A 16,433-nucleotide genomic window follows, 5' to 3' on the forward strand; every position below is an offset into this window, starting at 1 on the left:
TCAGCACGCCTTCCGCCAGGCGTCCAGGTGCAGCCGCTTCTGCATGGAGCTGAGGTGCAGGCGCTTCGTGGAGGTGCAGAAGCGGTCGGCCGGGAGTTCGTATTCGACATGGAAGACGGCCTTGTCCGCCTTGATGAACGGGGTCATGGCCGCGCACTCGTCGTACTGGGCGCACTGTTCGTTGACGGCGAAGTCGAAGTCGCCGACGAGCTGGGGGATCTGGTCGAGGTCGTTCTTGAGGCCGACGGACAGGCCGCGGTCGTGGGCCAGCTTGGCGATCATGCGGTTGAAGGCGAGCTGGTGGCCGGCCGTCAGGTCGAAGCCGGTGTCGTTCTTGTAGCCGTCGACGTTGTCCGGCTCGACGGCGTCGAAGCCCTTGTCGCGGCACATGTCGAAGCGCTTGGCCATCAGGGGGCGCAGCACGTCCAGGCGGCGGATGTCGAGCCACTGCTCGCCTTCCCAGCCGTTGTCCTCGCCGATGACGTCCTTGGGGAAGTGGCGCGCGTCCGGGCGGAAGTTCTCGTAGGCGCCGACGCTGATGTAGCAGATGGCCTTGCGGCCGCGCTTGTGGAGTTCGGCGACCGTGGCCGCCTTCTGGTTGAAGCCGTCGATGTCGTAGACGGGGGCGTCGACGGAGAGGTCCAGCTTGCCGGTGAGCTGCCACTGCCAGGCGGTGCCGGGCTCGGGGTGCCAGATGGGGCGGGGCTTGCCGCCGCCCGGGCTGCCGGGACTGCCCGTGCTGCCGGTGCCGCTGCTCGTGCCGGGGCTGGGCTTGTCGTGCGGTTCTGACGGGATCTGGGAACAGGCGGTGGTGACGAGCAGGAGCGCTCCGAGGAGGAGCAGGAGTCTCTTGCGGAGGCGCGGGGGGTTCATCGGGGTGTCTCCAGGTAGGGCGGGAGTGCGTCCCAGGGGTGCGGCACGGTGCCGGGGACGGCGCAGTGCACGGCGGCACCGCGCCGCGAGGCGAGTTCGGCGGCGGCCCGCGCACAGGTTTCGGGCACGCCGTGGATGAGGTGGCAGAACCGCTCGGGCGGGTGGTGGGCGGTCCACGCCGGGATCTCCGCGGTCTCGTACGCCGTCCAGGTGTCTTCGAAGGTGACGAGCAGGTCGGCGAAGTCGAGGTAGCGGGGGTGCGGGTGGAGTCCGTGGTTGAGGACGACGGTACGGGCTCCGGCCGCGCGCGCGGCGACCGTCAGGCGGCTGTAGTGCGCGAGGAGCCCGGCGTCGGCGGCGGCCTGGTCGAAGAACGCGCCGTCGGCCGCGTACCAGTCGCGGTGCCGCAGCAGGTCCTGGACGACGTCCGCGTGCGGGCGGCGGCCGTAGTCGGTGTCGGTGTAGCCGAGGGTGCGGACGCCCGCTTCCCTCAGCAGCCCGGCGACCTCGGCGAAGTGCGGGTCGGGGGCGGTGCCGGGGCCGTTGGCCGGGTTGAGTACGACGCCGTACAGGGCGGGTGCCGCCGCGATCAGCCGCCGCCAGGCGTCCGGCCGTTCCGCCGGGTGCTCGTAGAGCGGGACCAGCAGCTGGCGGGAGGGCGGGGCGGGCTGTCGCGGGGGCGGCCGGGTCATGGACGGGGCTCCTGTCAGGACATCAGGAAATGACGAAATACGGTGGGATCCTGAGGATATGGGTGGGGGTGCGGGGTCCCGGCACCGGCCCACGGACACCTGCCGGTGACCAACTCGGGCCTCGTGCCTCAGCGGTGGGCCGTGACACGGGCGAGCAGGGTGGAGCCGAGGGCGGCCAGGACGAGTGCGGCGGTGCCGCAGACCGCCAGCTGGCCGGCGGCCGGGGACAGCGGCCCGGTGGCCAGGACGACGGTCTGGGCGATCGCGGCCGCGCCGCACACCGCCGCCGCGACCGGCACGGCACCGAACGCCTGGAGGAGCAGCGCGATCCACAGCACCGTGCCCAGGCACAGCAGCCCCAGGGCGTGTGACGCGTCCGCCGGCGGACCGCCCTGCCACAGCAGGGTTCCGGCCGCCCCGAGGAGCGCGAGCACGGCGAGGTAGCAGAGCAGGCACCAGGCCAGCGCTCCGGAGGTGGCGCGCCAGAAGCCGGCCAGGGTGGTGCTGGTGCGCAGTCCGGCCAGGGCGCGGCTGCGGTAGCGGTACAACAGCCATTCGGCGGGTCCCATGCTGAGCGTGAGGGCCACCGCCGCGGGCGCGGCGACCTGGGCCTTCGCCCCGTACCGCAGGACGTCGCCGAGCGCCGTGTGCAGCACCAGGACGCCGACGGCGAGGCCGAAGAGCCCGTACGGCACGGACGCGACCGCGCGCGGCGCCGGTCCGTCGGTGCGCGGCTCGCGGCGGCAGCGCAGGACGGTGACGGCGGCCAGCGCGACCGCCGTGCCGAGCGAGAGGACGAGCAGGGCGGTCCGTACGGGGTCCGGCGGCACGTACACCGCCATCAGCGCGGCGCCGAGCCCGACCGGCGCCAGCGCGCACAGCAGCCACCGCTCGCGGCCGAAGACGAGCAGGGCGGTGGCGGCGCCGAGGTAGCCGGCCTGGCCGGCGGCGAAGGCCACCGAGCCGGGGGCGTCGGCGTCGATGCCGGCGGCCGCCCAGGCGATCAGTGCGCCGGCCACCGCTCCGGCGGGCGCGCCGAGGGCGAGGGCGCGGGCGGCGGGCCACCGTTCGCCGGCGCCCAGCCAGGAGTACGCGCGGTGGGCGAGCGCCTGGTTCCAGGCCCAGCCGGTCAGCGCGCCCGCCAGCAGCGGCAGCGTGCCCGCCGGCAGCCCGCGGGCGTCCGGCGGGCCGGACAGCAGGTGGGAGCCGACGATGTAGGCGAGTCCCGGCAGGGCGAAGACCAGGGCGCGCAGCAGGCAGCCGAGGAGGCTGACCCGCCAGGGGTCGGTGAACGGGCGGTCCGGTTCGGGGTACGTGCGCGGGACGCGGTCCCACAGTTCCTCGGCGAGGGCGAAGGAGTTATCGCGCCCGTAGGTGAGCTTGATCTGGTCGTCGCTCATGCCGTCGGACTCGATGATGGCGGCGATCTCGTCGGGGTGCACGGCCCCGGCGATCAGGTCGCCCATGCGTTGGGCGAGTTCGTCGACCGGGTCGGGCGCGGCCCAGTGGGGGCGCTGGGGCCGCGGCACGTCCGGGAGGTCGTCCTTGCGGTCCTGGCCCTCGCCGGGGACCAGCCACAGGGATCCGCTCATCAGCCCGCCCCGTCGGCGGCGAGCTGGGTGTTCCACGGTCCGCGCAGCTGGAGGGTCCACTCCTCCCGGGGGTGCTCCGCGGCAGGCCGGTCCGCGCCGTCGAGTTCGCGGTAGATGGTGCGGAAGCCGTCGACCGAGCGGCGCAGCGTGAACTGGTCGATCACCCGCTGCCGGGCCCGGCTGCCGAGTTCGGCGCGCTTCTCCCAGCCGCCCTTGAGCAGTTCGAGGGTGGCCTTGGCCATCGCTTCGGGTTCGCGCGGCGGTACCACGCGCCCGGTGTCACCGACCGCCTCGCGCACCCCGCCGACGTCGGTCGACACGGTGGAACGGCCGCAGGACATGGCCTCTATCAGGCTGAACGGGAAGCCCTCGGAGATGCTGGAGAGCATGACGATGCTGCCGGCCGCGTAGGCGCGGGCCACGTCGTCGATGCGCCCCTCCCAGCCGATCCCGTCGGTCACGCCGAGCGAGGCGGCCAGCTTCTCGCAGCGGGTCTTGTACGCCTCGCCGCCGGCCGGTACCCCGCCGAACAGCCGCAGCCGCAGGTTGGGGACTTCGGCGCGGCACAGCGCGTAGGCGCGGATGAGGGTTTCCAGGTCCTTGATCGGGTCGATGCGCCCGGCCCAGCTCAGCGTCGGTTCGTCCGGCTCCTGTTCGGCGTGCGGGAACAGCTGCACGTCGACGCCGTTGTAGACGGTACGTATCTTCTCGGGCGGGGTGCCGCCGCGCTCCTCCCAGCGGGTGTTGTACTTGTTGCACGGTGTGATCAGGTCGGCGGCCCGGTAGCTCTCGATCGTCAGCTGCCGGTAGAAGCCGAGCATCAGGGCCTTGACCGGCCAGCGCTGGGCGTCGCGGCGGTAGCCGAGGTAGCGCTCGCGCAGGTAGATGCCGTGCTCGGTGAGCAGGAACGGTACGTCGTCGAACTCCTTGGCGGCGAGCGCGGGCAGGCAGGCCAAACCGTTGCTGACCGCGTGCGCGACGCTGTCGGTCGGCACCCGTACGGACAGCGGCCGCAGGGCGTGTTCCAGCAGGTCGGTCGCGGTCAGCGCGTCGTGCACGGTGGGCTTCGCCTCGCGCGTGGCGACGTGCGGCAGGGTCCAGATCCACATCAGGGAGCGCAGCGCCGACTCGGTGCGCAGCGCGGCGCTGAGCCGCCCTTCGCGGGCGAGCGCGGCCAGCGCGTACAGCTCGGTGCCGAAGTCGGTGCAGGACTGCGGGTCGAGCATGGACAGCAGGAAGCGCTCGTAGGTGTCGACGAAGCGGCGGCGCTCGCGGCCCCGGGACAGGCCGTGGGTGCGCCGGCCCGGCGGCGGGCCCCACATGGGGACGGAGGAATGCGCGTAGACGTTGCCCGGCAGGTCCCAGGTCACCGGCTCACGGCCGCTGCCGGTGAGCGCGATGACGTTGAAGCGGACTTCGGGCATGCCCCGTACGAGCTGGTCGCACCAGGTGGAGACGCCGCCGTGGACGTGCGGGTAGGTCCCCTCGGTGAGCATGGTGACGTGCCTGCCGGGCTGTGGTGCGTCGTCGGCCTGCGGACTTCGGCTGCCGACCTCGTACAGGGCTGCGTTCATGGCTATTCCCCCCCGGGATTCAGGTGCTGGGTGGAGCGGTGTGGGGCGCGCGGGCGCGGGTGCTGCGGGCACCGTGCGTACGCGTGGGGCGGCCGGCGGCCGTGCCGGCCCGGTGCAACGTGCGCGTGCGCAGCCGCGGGGACGTGAGCGGGGACGGTGCGGGTGCGCGGCGCCGGTGTGCGGGCGCGCCCGTCGGGCACCGGCGCGGGCACGCCGGCACCCGCGCGTCCGTACGGATGCCTGAACGCGGGTGCGGCGTCACGCGCCGGGGTGCGGGCGCGGTGGTACTGCGGTGCGGGGTGCTGCGGTGCGGAGTACTGCGGGACGGGGGCGGCGGGAGAACGCCGACCGCCCGGCGCGCCCGGTCGGGGTCGCGGACCGGGCGGTGCCGAGAACGCGTCAGGCGGTCGTCGGGAGCTTGAGCGTGACGACCGCTCCGGGCGACTGCGCTGTGGCCCACTCCGAAACCCGTCCGGCATAACGAGTGCCGAATTCCTTGGTCCCATCAGAGAGTTGTGTGGTGGTTCCGTCCGGCATCGTAGCCGGAGCGGCCACCCCCGACGGCGACGTGATGGTGACAACGTCGCCAATTCTGTACGCCGTCACCGAACCGGCGTCCAGCGCCCGCTGCCAGGCCGCACGCTGCTGCATCTCGCGTCCGATGTCCCGGTGCCGCTGGTTGACGACCGGCGTGCTGTCGGCGAAAAAGCCGCGATAGTCGGCCAGAACTTTGTCCAGAACCGGATAGGCGATGCGGCCCTCGGCCAGGTTCGACTGATGGATGTAGTGCGGCCGCGGGTCGTTGGCCAGAGCATGACCGAGGGCGGTCCGCGTCTCCTGCGGGACGATGTACGAGGCGTAGCCCGTCGACGTCGGCAGGGGCGCCGGGAGGCAGGTGGAGTTGGGGTCGGTCTCGCAGATCCCGCTGCCGCCGTCGGCCTTGCTCGTGTAGATCCAGTTGTACTCGTCGGTCTCCTCGGCCGCCGTGCCCACGTTGTAGAACACGTTCATCGGGTAGCGCGGGACGGTCAGCGCCGAGCCGACCGCCCGCTGCACGGACTCCCGCGAGTTGTCGCTCGCCACCCACTTGGCGCCGGTCGCCGCGAGCGCGGGCGCGAGGTTGGGGTTGTCCTGCGGCTGCTGCGGCAGGGACTTCAGACCGGAGTGCTCGCCGGTCACCAGCTCCGCGGCGTCCACGTCCAGGCCCCTGGCCACGCCCCAGGCGTGGTTCTTGTCGATCTCGGAGGTGATCTCGCTGCGGCTCACCCACCGGGTGGCGCCGAACAGGTCCTTGGAGCAGCGCCAGGGGACGACCGAGGTGTCCTGGACGCAGCCGAGGAAGGGGTGGGTCCAGGTGTGATTGACCCAGCGGTACTCGGCCTTGTCGGCGAGCAACCGGTCGGCCAGCGCGTCCACGCCGCCGTGCTCGTACTTCCACTCCTCGCCCGAGCCGGCGTTGTAGACCATGTCGAGCCGGTAGTTCCGTTCGCGCTGCCACTGGGCGGCGTACGCGGCGTCCGCCTCCGTCATCCGGATCGGCGTGGTCTCCGGGACGCCGGGCGCGCAGTCGAAGTCGCCCGGCGTGCAGTTGTTCGCGGTGTCCCAGCGGGCGTCCGGCGCGAAGACGTCGTCGACCTGCACGGAGAAGTAGTTGCGGCTCTGGCCGAGGTGGACGCCCTGGGTGAGCCAGTCGACGATGCCCCGGGCCAGCAGGCGGAACTGCTGCTGGTAACGATTCTGCGCGAAGGTGACGACCAGTTCGCGGCGCCCGTCGTGGGCGTACTCGCCGACCAGCGAGCCGCGCGCGGAGCTGCCGGGCACCGCCGCGTCCAGATACGGGGTGAACGTCGCGCCGGCCGGCGGGTTGGCGACCGGCTGCGCGATGTAGCCGTACGCCTCGGAGACCTGCGCGTCGGCGTCCTCGAAGGGCACCTGGCCCTTGAGGTAGCCGAAGGGGCCCGCCTTGCCCGCGTCGGTGGTACGGGTGGCGAAGCCGTCCAGTACGCCCGCGTAGCCGCCGTCGTCGGGCGTGCGCAGGCCGACCGCGGGCCGGGCGTAGGTGTACGCGTCCACCTGCGGGATCTTGTACGTCGCCTCGTACGCCTTGAGGGCCGCCAGCTCTGTGGAGGCGGCGCTGCCGAAGGGGTCGTCGTTCGGCAGCACGACACCCTGGAACTTCGCACGCGGCCTGCCGTCCACGGTGTCGCTGAGGAACGCCTCGTCGATCACCGGGCGGCTCGGGGCCGTCAGGTCGACGGTGGTGTACGGGATTCCCTGGCTGCGCAGTTCGGAGGCGATGGCCTCGGTGGAGTCGCTGCCGTCGGACACGACCAGCACCCGCAGGTCGACGCGCGGCTCGGCGGCGGCCGCGGCACCCGGTCCGGCCGGCGCGGCCTGCGCGGCGGGCAGCCCCACCGCCAGGGGTAACGCGGTCAGGATCGCGGTGGCGAGTACGGAAACGGCTCTGGCCGGCCGTCCGGCCGACGTGACGTTGCTGCCCATGGGCGCAGTCCCTTCCCCCCGGAAGTCCCCCCTGCCTCCGGAAGCACACCGGGCAGGCTCGTGCACATCATGCGAAGGTTCGGGGCCGTGTATCCCACAGTCGCCCCGACTGTGACGCACGTCTCATTCGCCGCGTGGCGGTTGACCGGGAGGCCGTGGTGCCGACCGGCCCGGTGCCGGCGGAACGGGCAACTCCTCCGGCAGGAGAAGACGTTCGGGGCCCCCGGGACAGGTGTTGCAGGTGTGACAGGGCGGGCCGATACGGCATCAAGCGGTCACGTACGGCGGGCCCGAGCGTAGGCTCGGCCGCAGCAGCGCCCTCGGCGCGAACGGATTCCCGGACGGAACAGGACTTTCATCACCGTGACTGCACTGACCCTCAGCACATCCTCCGCCGCGACGTTGCGCGCGGACGCCGTCGTCGTCGGCCTGGCCAAGGGCGCCAAGGGCGCCGTGCTGGCCCCCGGCGCGCAGGCCGTGGACAAGGCGTTCGACGGCAAGCTCACCGCCGTACTGGAGACCCTCGGCGCGAGCGGTGCCGAGGGCGAGATCACCAAGCTGCCCGCCACCGGCCTGAAGGCGCCGGTCGTGCTGGCCGTCGGCCTGGGCGAGGCCCCCGCGGCGGACGAGGACTACGACCTCGACACGCTGCGCCGCGCCGCGGGCTGCGCCGCCCGCGCCCTGGGCGGCACCAAGAAGGCCGGCTTCGCGCTGCCCGCCGAGGACGCCGAGTCCGTGGCCGCGGTCGCGGAGGGCGCCCTCATGGGCGCGTACGCCTTCACCGCCTACCGGAGCAACGGCGACGCCAAGGCCGGCCGCGGGAAGGCGGACGCCAAGTCCGCGCCGCTCGCCGAGGTGGCGCTGCTCGGCGCCAAGCCGCGCGACAAGGCGCACAAGGCCGCCGCCGAGCGCGCCGAGGCGCTGGCCGCCGAGGTCAACCGCGCCCGCGACCTGATCAACACCCCCTCCAACGACCTCACCCCGAAGACCTTCGCGGCGCAGGCCCAGGCCGCCGGCAAGGAGTTCGGCCTCAAGGTGGAGGTGCTGGACGAGAAGGCGTTGAAGAAGGGCGGCTACGGCGGCCTGATGGGCGTCGGCCAGGGCTCGGACAACCCGCCGCGGCTGGTGCGCGTCGCCTACACCCACCCGAAGGCCGAGAAGACCCTGGCGTTCGTCGGCAAGGGCATCACCTACGACTCGGGCGGCATCTCGCTCAAGCCGGCCGGCCACAACGAGACCATGAAGTGCGACATGAGCGGCGCCGCCGCGGTGTTCGCCGCGGTCGTGGCCGCCGCCCGGCTGGGCCTCGCGGTCAACGTCACCGGCTGGCTGGCGCTCGCCGAGAACATGCCGTCGGGCAACGCGATGCGCCCCGGCGACGTGCTGACCATGTACAACGGCAAGACCGTCGAGGTGCTGAACACCGACGCCGAGGGCCGCCTCGTACTGGCCGACGCGCTGACCCGCGCCTCGGAGGAGCGTCCCGACGCGATCGTGGACGTCGCGACGCTGACCGGCGCGATGGTGCTGGCGCTGGGCAACCGGACCTTCGGGATCATGGCCAACGACGACGCCTTCCGCGCGAGCCTGCACGAGATCGCGGAGGAGGCCGGCGAGCCGGCCTGGCCGATGCCGATGCCGTCCGAGCTGCGCCGGACCATGGACTCCCCGGTGGCCGACCTCAAGAACATCGGCGAGCGGGCCGGCGGCGGCCTGCTGGCCGGCGTCTTCCTCCAGGAGTTCGTGGGCGAGGGCATCACCTGGGCGCACCTGGACATCGCGGGCCCGGCCTTCCACGAGAGCGCGCCCTTCGGCTACACCCCCAAGGGCGGCACCGGCTCCTCGGTCCGCACCCTGGTGCTGCTGGCCGAGCGCACCGCGGCCGGCGACCTCGGCTGACGCCACTCCGGTTGCTCCTGCTTTGTCCGTACGGCTCCGGGCCCGGCGCCCGGGGCCGTACGCGCGTGTTCGCCCTCGACGAAATCCGCACGCCCGTACGCCGGAGTAACCGCACGCGTACCACCCCGGGACGGCCGCCGCGCCGCCCCACAGCCCGGCCCGCCGTCCCGCCCGCCTTCAACAAGTGCGAAGATGGGTTCTTGGCAGGACAGGGCCCCCCTTACCCAGGGCCGAACCAACCAGCGGCCGATCAACAGCCGCCGCCCGGTCACCGAAGACCGGCTCCGGCGTACCCATGCATGGAGGACGTGACGTGGCGAACGACGCCAGCACCGTTTTCGACCTAGTGATCCTCGGAGGCGGTAGCGGCGGTTACGCCGCTGCCCTGCGCGGGGCGCAGCTGGGCCTGGACGTCGCCCTGATCGAGAAGAACAAGCTCGGCGGCACCTGCCTGCACAACGGCTGTATCCCCACCAAGGCCCTGCTGCACGCCGGCGAGATCGCGGACCAGGCCCGCGAAGCCGCGCAGTTCGGTGTCAAGGCCTCCCTTGAGGGCATCGACATCGAGGGCGTCCACAAGTACAAGGACGAGATCATCTCGGGCCTGTACAAGGGCCTCCAGGGCCTGGTCGCCTCCCGCAAGGTGACCTACATCGAGGGTGAGGGCCGGCTGTCCTCCCCCACCTCCGTCGACGTGAACGGCCGGCGCGTCGAGGGCCGCCACGTCCTGCTGGCGACCGGCTCCGTGCCGAAGTCCCTGCCGGGCCTGGAGATCGACGGCGACCGGATCATCTCCTCGGACCACGCGCTCAAGCTGAACCGCGTCCCGAAGTCCGCGATCGTGCTGGGCGGCGGCGTCATCGGCGTCGAGTTCGCCTCCGCGTGGAAGTCCTTCGGCACCGACGTGACCATCGTCGAGGGCCTCAAGCACCTCGTCCCGGTCGAGGACGAGAACAGCTCCAAGCTGCTGGAGCGGGCCTTCCGCAAGCGCGGCATCAAGTTCAACCTCGGCACCTTCTTCGACAAGGCCGAGTACACCCAGGACGGCGTCAAGGTCACGCTGGCCGACGGCAAGACCTTCGAGGCCGAGGTGCTGCTGGTCGCCATCGGCCGCGGCCCGGTCTCCCAGGGCCTGGGCTACGAGGAGGCCGGGGTCGCCATGGACCGCGGCTACGTCCTCGTCGACGAGTACATGCAGACCAACGTGCCGACGATCTCGGCCGTCGGTGACCTGGTCCCCACCCTCCAGCTCGCGCACGTCGGCTTCGCCGAGGGCATCCTGGTAGCGGAGCGGCTGGCCGGTCTCAAGACCGTGCCGGTCGACTACGACGGCGTGCCGCGCGTGACGTACTGCCACCCCGAGGTCGCTTCGGTGGGCATCACCGAGGCGAAGGCCAAGGAGCTGTACGGCGCCGACAAGGTCGTCGCTCTCAAGTACAACCTCGCGGGCAACGGCAAGAGCAAGATCCTCAAGACCGCGGGCGAGATCAAGCTCGTCCAGGTCAAGGACGGTGCCGTGGTCGGCGTCCACATGGTCGGTGACCGTATGGGCGAGCAGGTCGGCGAGGCCCAGCTGGTCTACAACTGGGAAGCACTGCCGGCCGAGGTTGCGCAGCTCATCCACGCGCACCCGACGCAGAACGAGGCGTTCGGCGAGGCCCACCTGGCCCTGGCCGGCAAGCCTCTCCACTCCCACGACTGATCCCGGTCCGGGCGCGACCACATCCGCATTTTCGTAAGGAGCAAGAGAAACCATGGCGGTTTCCGTAACCCTTCCGGCGCTCGGCGAGAGCGTCACCGAGGGCACCGTCACCCGCTGGCTCAAGGCCGAGGGTGAGCGCGTAGAGGCCGACGAGCCCCTGCTGGAGGTGTCGACCGACAAGGTCGACACCGAGATCCCCGCCCCCGCCTCCGGCGTGCTGGCCTCCATCAAGGTGGCCGAGGACGAGACCGTCGAGGTCGGCGCCGAGCTGGCGATCATCGACGACGGCAGCGGCGCGCCCGCGGCCGAGTCCGCCCCGGCGCAGTCCGAGGCGCCCGCCGAGGAAGCCCCGGCCCAGCCGGAGCCTGCCGCGGCCCCCGCCCAGGAAGCCCCGCAGCAGGAGGCCCCCGCGGCCCCCGCCGGCGGCGCCCAGGGCACGGACGTCGTCCTCCCCGCGCTCGGCGAGAGCGTCACCGAGGGCACCGTCACCCGCTGGCTCAAGGAGGTCGGCGAGGAGGTGGCCGAGGACGAGCCGCTGCTGGAGGTCTCCACCGACAAGGTCGACACCGAGATCCCCGCCCCCACCGCCGGCACCCTGCTGGAGATCCTGGTGGGCGAGGACGAGACCGCCGAGGTCGGCGCCAAGCTGGCCGTCATCGGCCAGAAGGGCGCTGCCCCGGCGCAGGCCGAGGCTCCGGCCGCCCCGGCCCCCGCCCAGGAGGCCCCGAAGCAGGAAGCCCCCAAGCAGGAGGCTCCGGCTCCGGCCCCCCAGGCGCCCACCACCCCGGCCCCGCAGGCCGTGACCACCCCGGCTCCGGACCCGGTTCCGGCCGCCCCCGCGCCGGCTCCGGCCGCCGCGCCCGTCACCCCGGCCCCGGCCGCGGGTGAGGCGGACGCCGCGTACGTCACCCCCCTGGTCCGCAAGCTGGCCCAGGAGAGCGGCGTGAACCTGGGCTCGGTCAAGGGCACCGGCGTCGGCGGCCGCATCCGCAAGCAGGACGTCATCGCCGCCGCCGAGGCCGCCAAGCAGCAGGCCGCGCCGGCCGCTGCCGCAGCCCCGGCCGCGTCGAAGGCCCCGGCCATCGAGGCGTCGCCGCTGCGCGGCCAGACCGTCAAGATGCCGCGGATGCGCAAGGTCATCGGCGACAACATGATGAAGGCCCTGCACGGCCAGGCGCAGCTGACCTCCGTGGTCGAGGTGGACATCACCAAGATCATGCGGATGCGCAACAAGGCCAAGGACGCCTTCGCGCAGCGTGAGGGCGTCAAGCTCTCCCCGATGCCGTTCTTCGTCAAGGCCGCCGTCCAGGCGTTGAAGGCCCACCCGGTCGTCAACGCCCGGATCAACGAGGACGAGGGCACGATCACCTACTTCGACACCGAGAACGTCGGTATCGCGGTGGACGCGGAGAAGGGCCTGATGACCCCGGTCATCAAGGGTGCGGGCGACCTGAACATCGCCGGCATCGCCCGCAAGACCGCGGAGCTGGCCGGCAAGGTCCGCACCAACAAGATCAGCCCGGACGACATGTCGGGCGCGACCTTCACGATCAGCAACACCGGCTCGCGCGGTGCGCTGTTCGACACGGTCATCGTGCCGCCGAACCAGGTCGGCATCCTGGGCATCGGCGCCACCGTCAAGCGCCCGGTGGTCGTCGACCACCCGGAGCTGGGCGAGACCATCGCCGTGCGCCACATGACCTACCTGGCTCTCTCCTACGACCACCGCCTGGTGGACGGTGCCGACGCGGCCCGTTACCTGACGACGGTCAAGCAGATCCTGGAGGCCGGCGAGTTCGAGACCGAGATCGGTCTCTGAGCGCGGTAGCCACCCCGTAGGTGTGCAGGGTCGGCCCCGGTTCGTACAAGTCCGTACGAGCCGGGGCCGACCCGTTTTCGTTGCGCGGATAATGGCCCTTCCGCGCGCCCGCACCGCCCGGCCCGAGTTCCGGTACCGTGCCGTCGCCCTCCGTACGCTCTGAAGGAGCACGTCATGACCCCGCCCGTCGTCCATTCGCTCCGCGAGCAGATCCGCGAGCACATCCTCGAAGGGATCGTCCGCGGCCGCTGGCAGCCCGGCGAGCGGATCGTGGAGCGGCGGATCGCGGTCGAGCTGGAGGTCAGCCAGACGCCCGTACGGGAGGCGCTGCGCGAGCTGGAGTCGCTCCAGCTGATCGAGTCGGCCCCGAACAAGGGCGTACGCGTACGGAACCTGACCGCGGACGACCTCAAGGAGAGCTACCCGGTGCGGGCCGGGCTGGAGCAGGTGGCCGCCGAGCTGGCCGCGGGGCGGCTGGCCGAGGACACCGAGGCGCTGGACCGCGAGGTGGCGGCGCTGTGCGAGGCGGACCGGCACGGGGACGGCGAGGCGCAGGTGCGGCACACGGTGGCCTTCCACCGCGAGATCGTGCGCGCCGCCCGCAACGCCGTCCTGCTGCACACCTGGGAGTCGCTGGGCGTCGAGGTGTGGACGACGCTGTCGATCCGCTGGTTCAGCCCGGAGCCGCGGTCGCACGCGCGGGACCACCAGGAGATCGTGGACGCGTTCCGGCGGCGCGACCCGAGGATCGGCGAGCTGTTGAAGACGCACGTACTGAGCTGCGCGCCCCGGGTCTGACGCGCAGGTCGGCGGCCGTTCCTCCCTTCGATTCGGAGCCGCAGGCAGCCTGGCACCCCGTGCCTAAAAGGCTGGCACCCCGTGCCGACCTGCGGTTTTTCCTTCAACTTGCGTTGATCGATCATCGATCAGAGGCGTATCGTCGTACCCGGGGCGCGACACCCCTGCCTGCCAAGCACTCATCGCACCTCCCTCCTCCGTCCGGAAAGGGGCCACCCATGCCCGATCCCGTACGCATGCCGTACAGCCAGCTCGACCAGGTCCCGGACCGCGACCCGGAGGAGACGGCCGAGTGGCGCGAGTCCCTGGACGCCGTCACCAGGGCAGCCGGTCCGCACCGCGCCGCCTACCTGATGCGCCGCGCCGTGGAGCACACCGGCGCCCCGGGCCTCGCGCCGCTCGAAACCGACTACGTCAACACCATCCCGACCGCCGCCGAGCCCGAGTTCCCGGGCGACGAGGCGATGGAGGCCCGGATCACGGCGTGGAACCGCTGGAACGCGGCCGCCATGGTCACCCGCGGCTCCCGCCTCGGCCTCGGCGGCCACATCGCCACCTTCGCCTCGGCGGCCTGGCTCTACGAGACCGGCTTCCAGCACTTCTTCCGCGGCAAGGAAGCCGACGGGAGCGGCGACCAGCTCTACATCCAGGGCCACGCCTCCCCCGGCATCTACGCCCGCGCCTTCCTCGAAGGCCGCCTCACCGAGGACCAGCTCGACCGCTTCCGCCAGGAGGCGGCCGGCGACGGCCTGCCCTCGTACCCGCACCCGCGGCGCCTGCCCTGGCTGTGGGAGTTCCCCACCGTCTCCATGGGCCTGGGCCCGCTCTCCGCGATCTACCAGGCGCGCTTCAACCGCTACCTGGAGCACCGCGGCATCAAGGACACCTCGAACTCCCACGTGTGGGCGTTCCTCGGCGACGGCGAGATGGACGAGCCCGAGTCGACCGCCGCCCTGGCGCTGGCCGGCCGCGAGGGCCTGGACAACCTGACCTTCGTCATCAACTGCAACCTGCAGCGTCTGGACGGCCCGGTCCGCCCCAACTACAAGATCGTGCAGGAGCTGGAGGCCCAGTTCCGCGCGGCGGGCTGGAACGTCATCAAGTCCCTGTGGGGCCAGGCGTGGGACGAGGTCTTCGCCCAGGACACCGACGGCGCGCTGCTGCGCCGCCTGCGCGAGACCCCGGACGCGCAGTTCCAGACGTACGCCACCCGCGACGCCGCCTACCTGCGCGAGCACTTCTTCGGCTCGGACCCGTCGCTGGGCCGCATCGCCCAGGGCCTCTCGGACGCCAAGCTGCTGGAGCTGTTCCAGACCTCCCGCGCCGGCCACGAGCCGCGCAAGGTGTACGCCGCGTACAAGGCCGCCGTCGAGCACAAGGGCGCGCCGACCGTCATCCTGGCGCAGACCGTCAAGGGCTACACCCTCGGCGAGGGCTTCGAGTCCCGTAACGCCAACCACCAGATGAAGAAGCTCACCGGCGAGCAGTTCCGCACCATGCGCGACCTCCTGGAGCTGCCGATCCCGGACAGCGCCCTGGACGCGGACGTGGTGCCGTACGCCCACCCCGGCGCCAACTCCCCGGAGATGGAGTACCTGCGCGAGCGCCGCGCCGCCCTCGGCGGCCCGGCCCCCGCCCGCAAGGTCGTGGCCAAGCCGCTGCCGATGCCCGCGGACAAGGTGTTCGACGCCCTCAAGAAGGGCTCGGGCTCGCAGGAGATCGCCACCACCATGGCGTTCGTCCGCCTGGTCAAGGACCTGATGCGGGACAAGGAGACCGGCAAGCGCTGGGTGCCGGTCGTGCCCGACGAGGCCCGTACCTTCGGCATGGAGTCGCTGTTCCCGTCCGCCGGGCTCTACTCCCCCGTCGGCCAGACCTACGACCCGGTCGACCGCGACCAGCTCCTGTACTACAAGGAAGCCAAGGACGGCCAGATCCTCAACGAGGGCATCACGGAGGCCGGTTCGCTGGCCGACTTCACCGCGGCGGCGACCTCGTACGCCACCCACGGCGAGCCGATGATCCCCTTCTACATCTTCTACTCGATGTTCGGCTGGCAGCGCACCGCCGACCAGTTCTGGGCGCTCGCCGACCAGCTAGGCCGCGGCTTCGTCATCGGCGCCACGGCCGGCCGTACGACGATGACCGGTGAGGGCCTCCAGCACGCGGACGGCCACTCGCACCTGATCGCCTCCACCAACCCGGCGGCGCTCTCCTACGACCCGGCGTTCGCGTACGAGGTCGCGGTGATCGTCAAGGAGGGCCTGCGCCGGATGTACGGCCCGGACGCCGAGGACATCTTCTACTACCTCACGGTCTACAACGAGACCAAGGTGCAGCCCGCCATGCCGGCGGGCGAGGGCATCGAGGAAGGCATCCTCAAGGGCCTGTACCGCTTCAAGGAGGCCGAGCCCGCCGCCGCCGACGCGCCGCGCCTCCAGCTGCTGGCCTCCGGCACCGCCATCCACTGGATCCTGGAGGCCCAGGAGATCCTGGCCCGCGACTGGGGCGTGGCGGCGGACATCTGGTCGGCGCCGTCCTGGACGGAGCTGCGCCGCGACGCGCTGGAGTGCGACGCCGCCCGCCTGGAGGGCGAGGACCGTATCCCGTACGTCACCCGTGCGCTGGCCGGTGCCCCCGGTCCGGTCGTGGCGGTCAGCGACTGGATGCGTGCCGTTCCGGACCAGATCGCCCCGTGGGTCGAGCAGGACTGGACCTCGGTCGGCACCGACGGCTTCGGTCTCTCCGACACCCGCGAGGCCGCCCGCCGCCACTTCGGCGTCGACGCGCAGTCGGTCGTGGTGCAGGCGCTGGCCGCGCTGGCCCGCCGCGGCGACGTGAAGGCGGAGACGGTCAAGGAGGCCAAGGAGCGGTACGGGCTGTAGCCCGGCCCGGGCGCGGCGGCACCGGCCGCCGCGCCCGCACCACGCGCCGGGTTCCGCCCGGCGCCCCCCGCTCCCGTGCGGAGACCACCTCAACCGC

The 16,433-nt window shown here is 72.3% G+C and carries 10 protein-coding genes; 5 read left to right on the plus strand and 5 right to left on the minus strand.

From position 1 onward, the window contains the following. From ACH4OW_RS00645 to ACH4OW_RS00665, 5 genes are all read right to left on the minus strand, one after another. Entirely contained in the window at positions 1 to 873 is an 873-nt protein-coding gene (locus ACH4OW_RS00645) for an endo alpha-1,4 polygalactosaminidase (protein WP_398023836.1), read from the minus strand. Beyond that, on the minus strand, positions 870 to 1,565 hold the full coding sequence (locus tag ACH4OW_RS00650; RefSeq protein ID WP_360138927.1) for a spherulation-specific family 4 protein: 696 nt from the start codon (positions 1,563 to 1,565) through the stop codon (positions 870 to 872). Before ACH4OW_RS00650 ends, ACH4OW_RS00645 begins: the two co-directional genes overlap by 4 nt. A gap of 128 nt (positions 1,566 to 1,693) precedes the next feature. Beyond that, the gene (locus tag ACH4OW_RS00655) at positions 1,694 to 3,157 is read right to left on the minus strand and encodes a hypothetical protein (protein WP_398023839.1); all 1,464 of its coding nucleotides are present in this window, start codon (positions 3,155 to 3,157) and stop codon (positions 1,694 to 1,696) included. Further along, positions 3,157 to 4,653, minus strand: coding sequence for a GT4 family glycosyltransferase PelF (gene pelF / locus ACH4OW_RS00660; RefSeq protein ID WP_398024421.1), 1,497 nt, complete (start codon positions 4,651 to 4,653; stop codon positions 3,157 to 3,159). The genes ACH4OW_RS00655 and pelF overlap by 1 nt, the downstream gene beginning before the upstream one ends. 477 nt (positions 4,654 to 5,130) lie before the next feature. Then, positions 5,131 to 7,233, minus strand: a complete 2,103-nt coding sequence (locus ACH4OW_RS00665; RefSeq protein WP_398023841.1) for a hypothetical protein — start codon at positions 7,231 to 7,233, stop codon at positions 5,131 to 5,133. 363 nt (positions 7,234 to 7,596) lie between these two features. Here ACH4OW_RS00665 and ACH4OW_RS00670 point away from each other — a divergent pair, with 363 nt between their 5' ends. From ACH4OW_RS00670 to aceE, 5 genes are all read left to right on the plus strand, one after another. After that, positions 7,597 to 9,132, plus strand: a complete 1,536-nt coding sequence (locus ACH4OW_RS00670) for a leucyl aminopeptidase (protein ID WP_398023843.1) — start codon at positions 7,597 to 7,599, stop codon at positions 9,130 to 9,132. Positions 9,133 to 9,445: 313 nt separating this feature from the next. Next, positions 9,446 to 10,834 (plus strand): dihydrolipoyl dehydrogenase, encoded by a 1,389-nt coding sequence (gene lpdA / locus ACH4OW_RS00675; protein ID WP_360138938.1) that lies wholly within the window; start codon positions 9,446 to 9,448, stop codon positions 10,832 to 10,834. Between the two features lie 52 nt (positions 10,835 to 10,886). Continuing rightward, on the plus strand, positions 10,887 to 12,653 hold the full coding sequence (gene sucB, locus ACH4OW_RS00680) for a 2-oxoglutarate dehydrogenase, E2 component, dihydrolipoamide succinyltransferase (protein ID WP_398023845.1): 1,767 nt from the start codon (positions 10,887 to 10,889) through the stop codon (positions 12,651 to 12,653). A 174-nt stretch (positions 12,654 to 12,827) separates the two neighbouring features. Further along, the gene (locus ACH4OW_RS00685) at positions 12,828 to 13,451 is read left to right on the plus strand and encodes a GntR family transcriptional regulator (protein ID WP_360138944.1); all 624 of its coding nucleotides are present in this window, start codon (positions 12,828 to 12,830) and stop codon (positions 13,449 to 13,451) included. Between the two features lie 218 nt (positions 13,452 to 13,669). Beyond that, the gene (gene aceE, locus ACH4OW_RS00690) at positions 13,670 to 16,336 is read left to right on the plus strand and encodes a pyruvate dehydrogenase (acetyl-transferring), homodimeric type (RefSeq protein ID WP_398023847.1); all 2,667 of its coding nucleotides are present in this window, start codon (positions 13,670 to 13,672) and stop codon (positions 16,334 to 16,336) included. The last annotated feature ends 97 nt before the right edge of the window (positions 16,337 to 16,433 follow it).

This window comes from Streptomyces sp. NPDC017056 (genome assembly GCF_044332485.1).
Taxonomy (GTDB): Bacteria; Actinomycetota; Actinomycetes; order Streptomycetales; family Streptomycetaceae; genus Streptomyces.

What these genes read in the sequence shown, in the direction of transcription:
- ACH4OW_RS00645 (WP_398023836.1), bottom strand. Translation starts at nt 873, where the DNA reads ATGAACCCCCCGCGCCTCCGCAAGAGACTCCTGCTCCTCCTCGGAGCG.
- ACH4OW_RS00650 (WP_360138927.1), bottom strand. Translation starts at nt 1,565, where the DNA reads ATGACCCGGCCGCCCCCGCGACAGCCCGCCCCGCCCTCCCGCCAGCTG.
- ACH4OW_RS00655 (WP_398023839.1), bottom strand. Translation starts at nt 3,157, where the DNA reads ATGAGCGGATCCCTGTGGCTGGTCCCCGGCGAGGGCCAGGACCGCAAG.
- pelF (WP_398024421.1), bottom strand. Translation starts at nt 4,653, where the DNA reads ATGCTCACCGAGGGGACCTACCCGCACGTCCACGGCGGCGTCTCCACC.
- ACH4OW_RS00665 (WP_398023841.1), bottom strand. Translation starts at nt 7,233, where the DNA reads ATGGGCAGCAACGTCACGTCGGCCGGACGGCCGGCCAGAGCCGTTTCC.
- sucB (WP_398023845.1), top strand. Translation starts at nt 10,887, where the DNA reads ATGGCGGTTTCCGTAACCCTTCCGGCGCTCGGCGAGAGCGTCACCGAG.
- ACH4OW_RS00685 (WP_360138944.1), top strand. Translation starts at nt 12,828, where the DNA reads ATGACCCCGCCCGTCGTCCATTCGCTCCGCGAGCAGATCCGCGAGCAC.
- aceE (WP_398023847.1), top strand. Translation starts at nt 13,670, where the DNA reads ATGCCCGATCCCGTACGCATGCCGTACAGCCAGCTCGACCAGGTCCCG.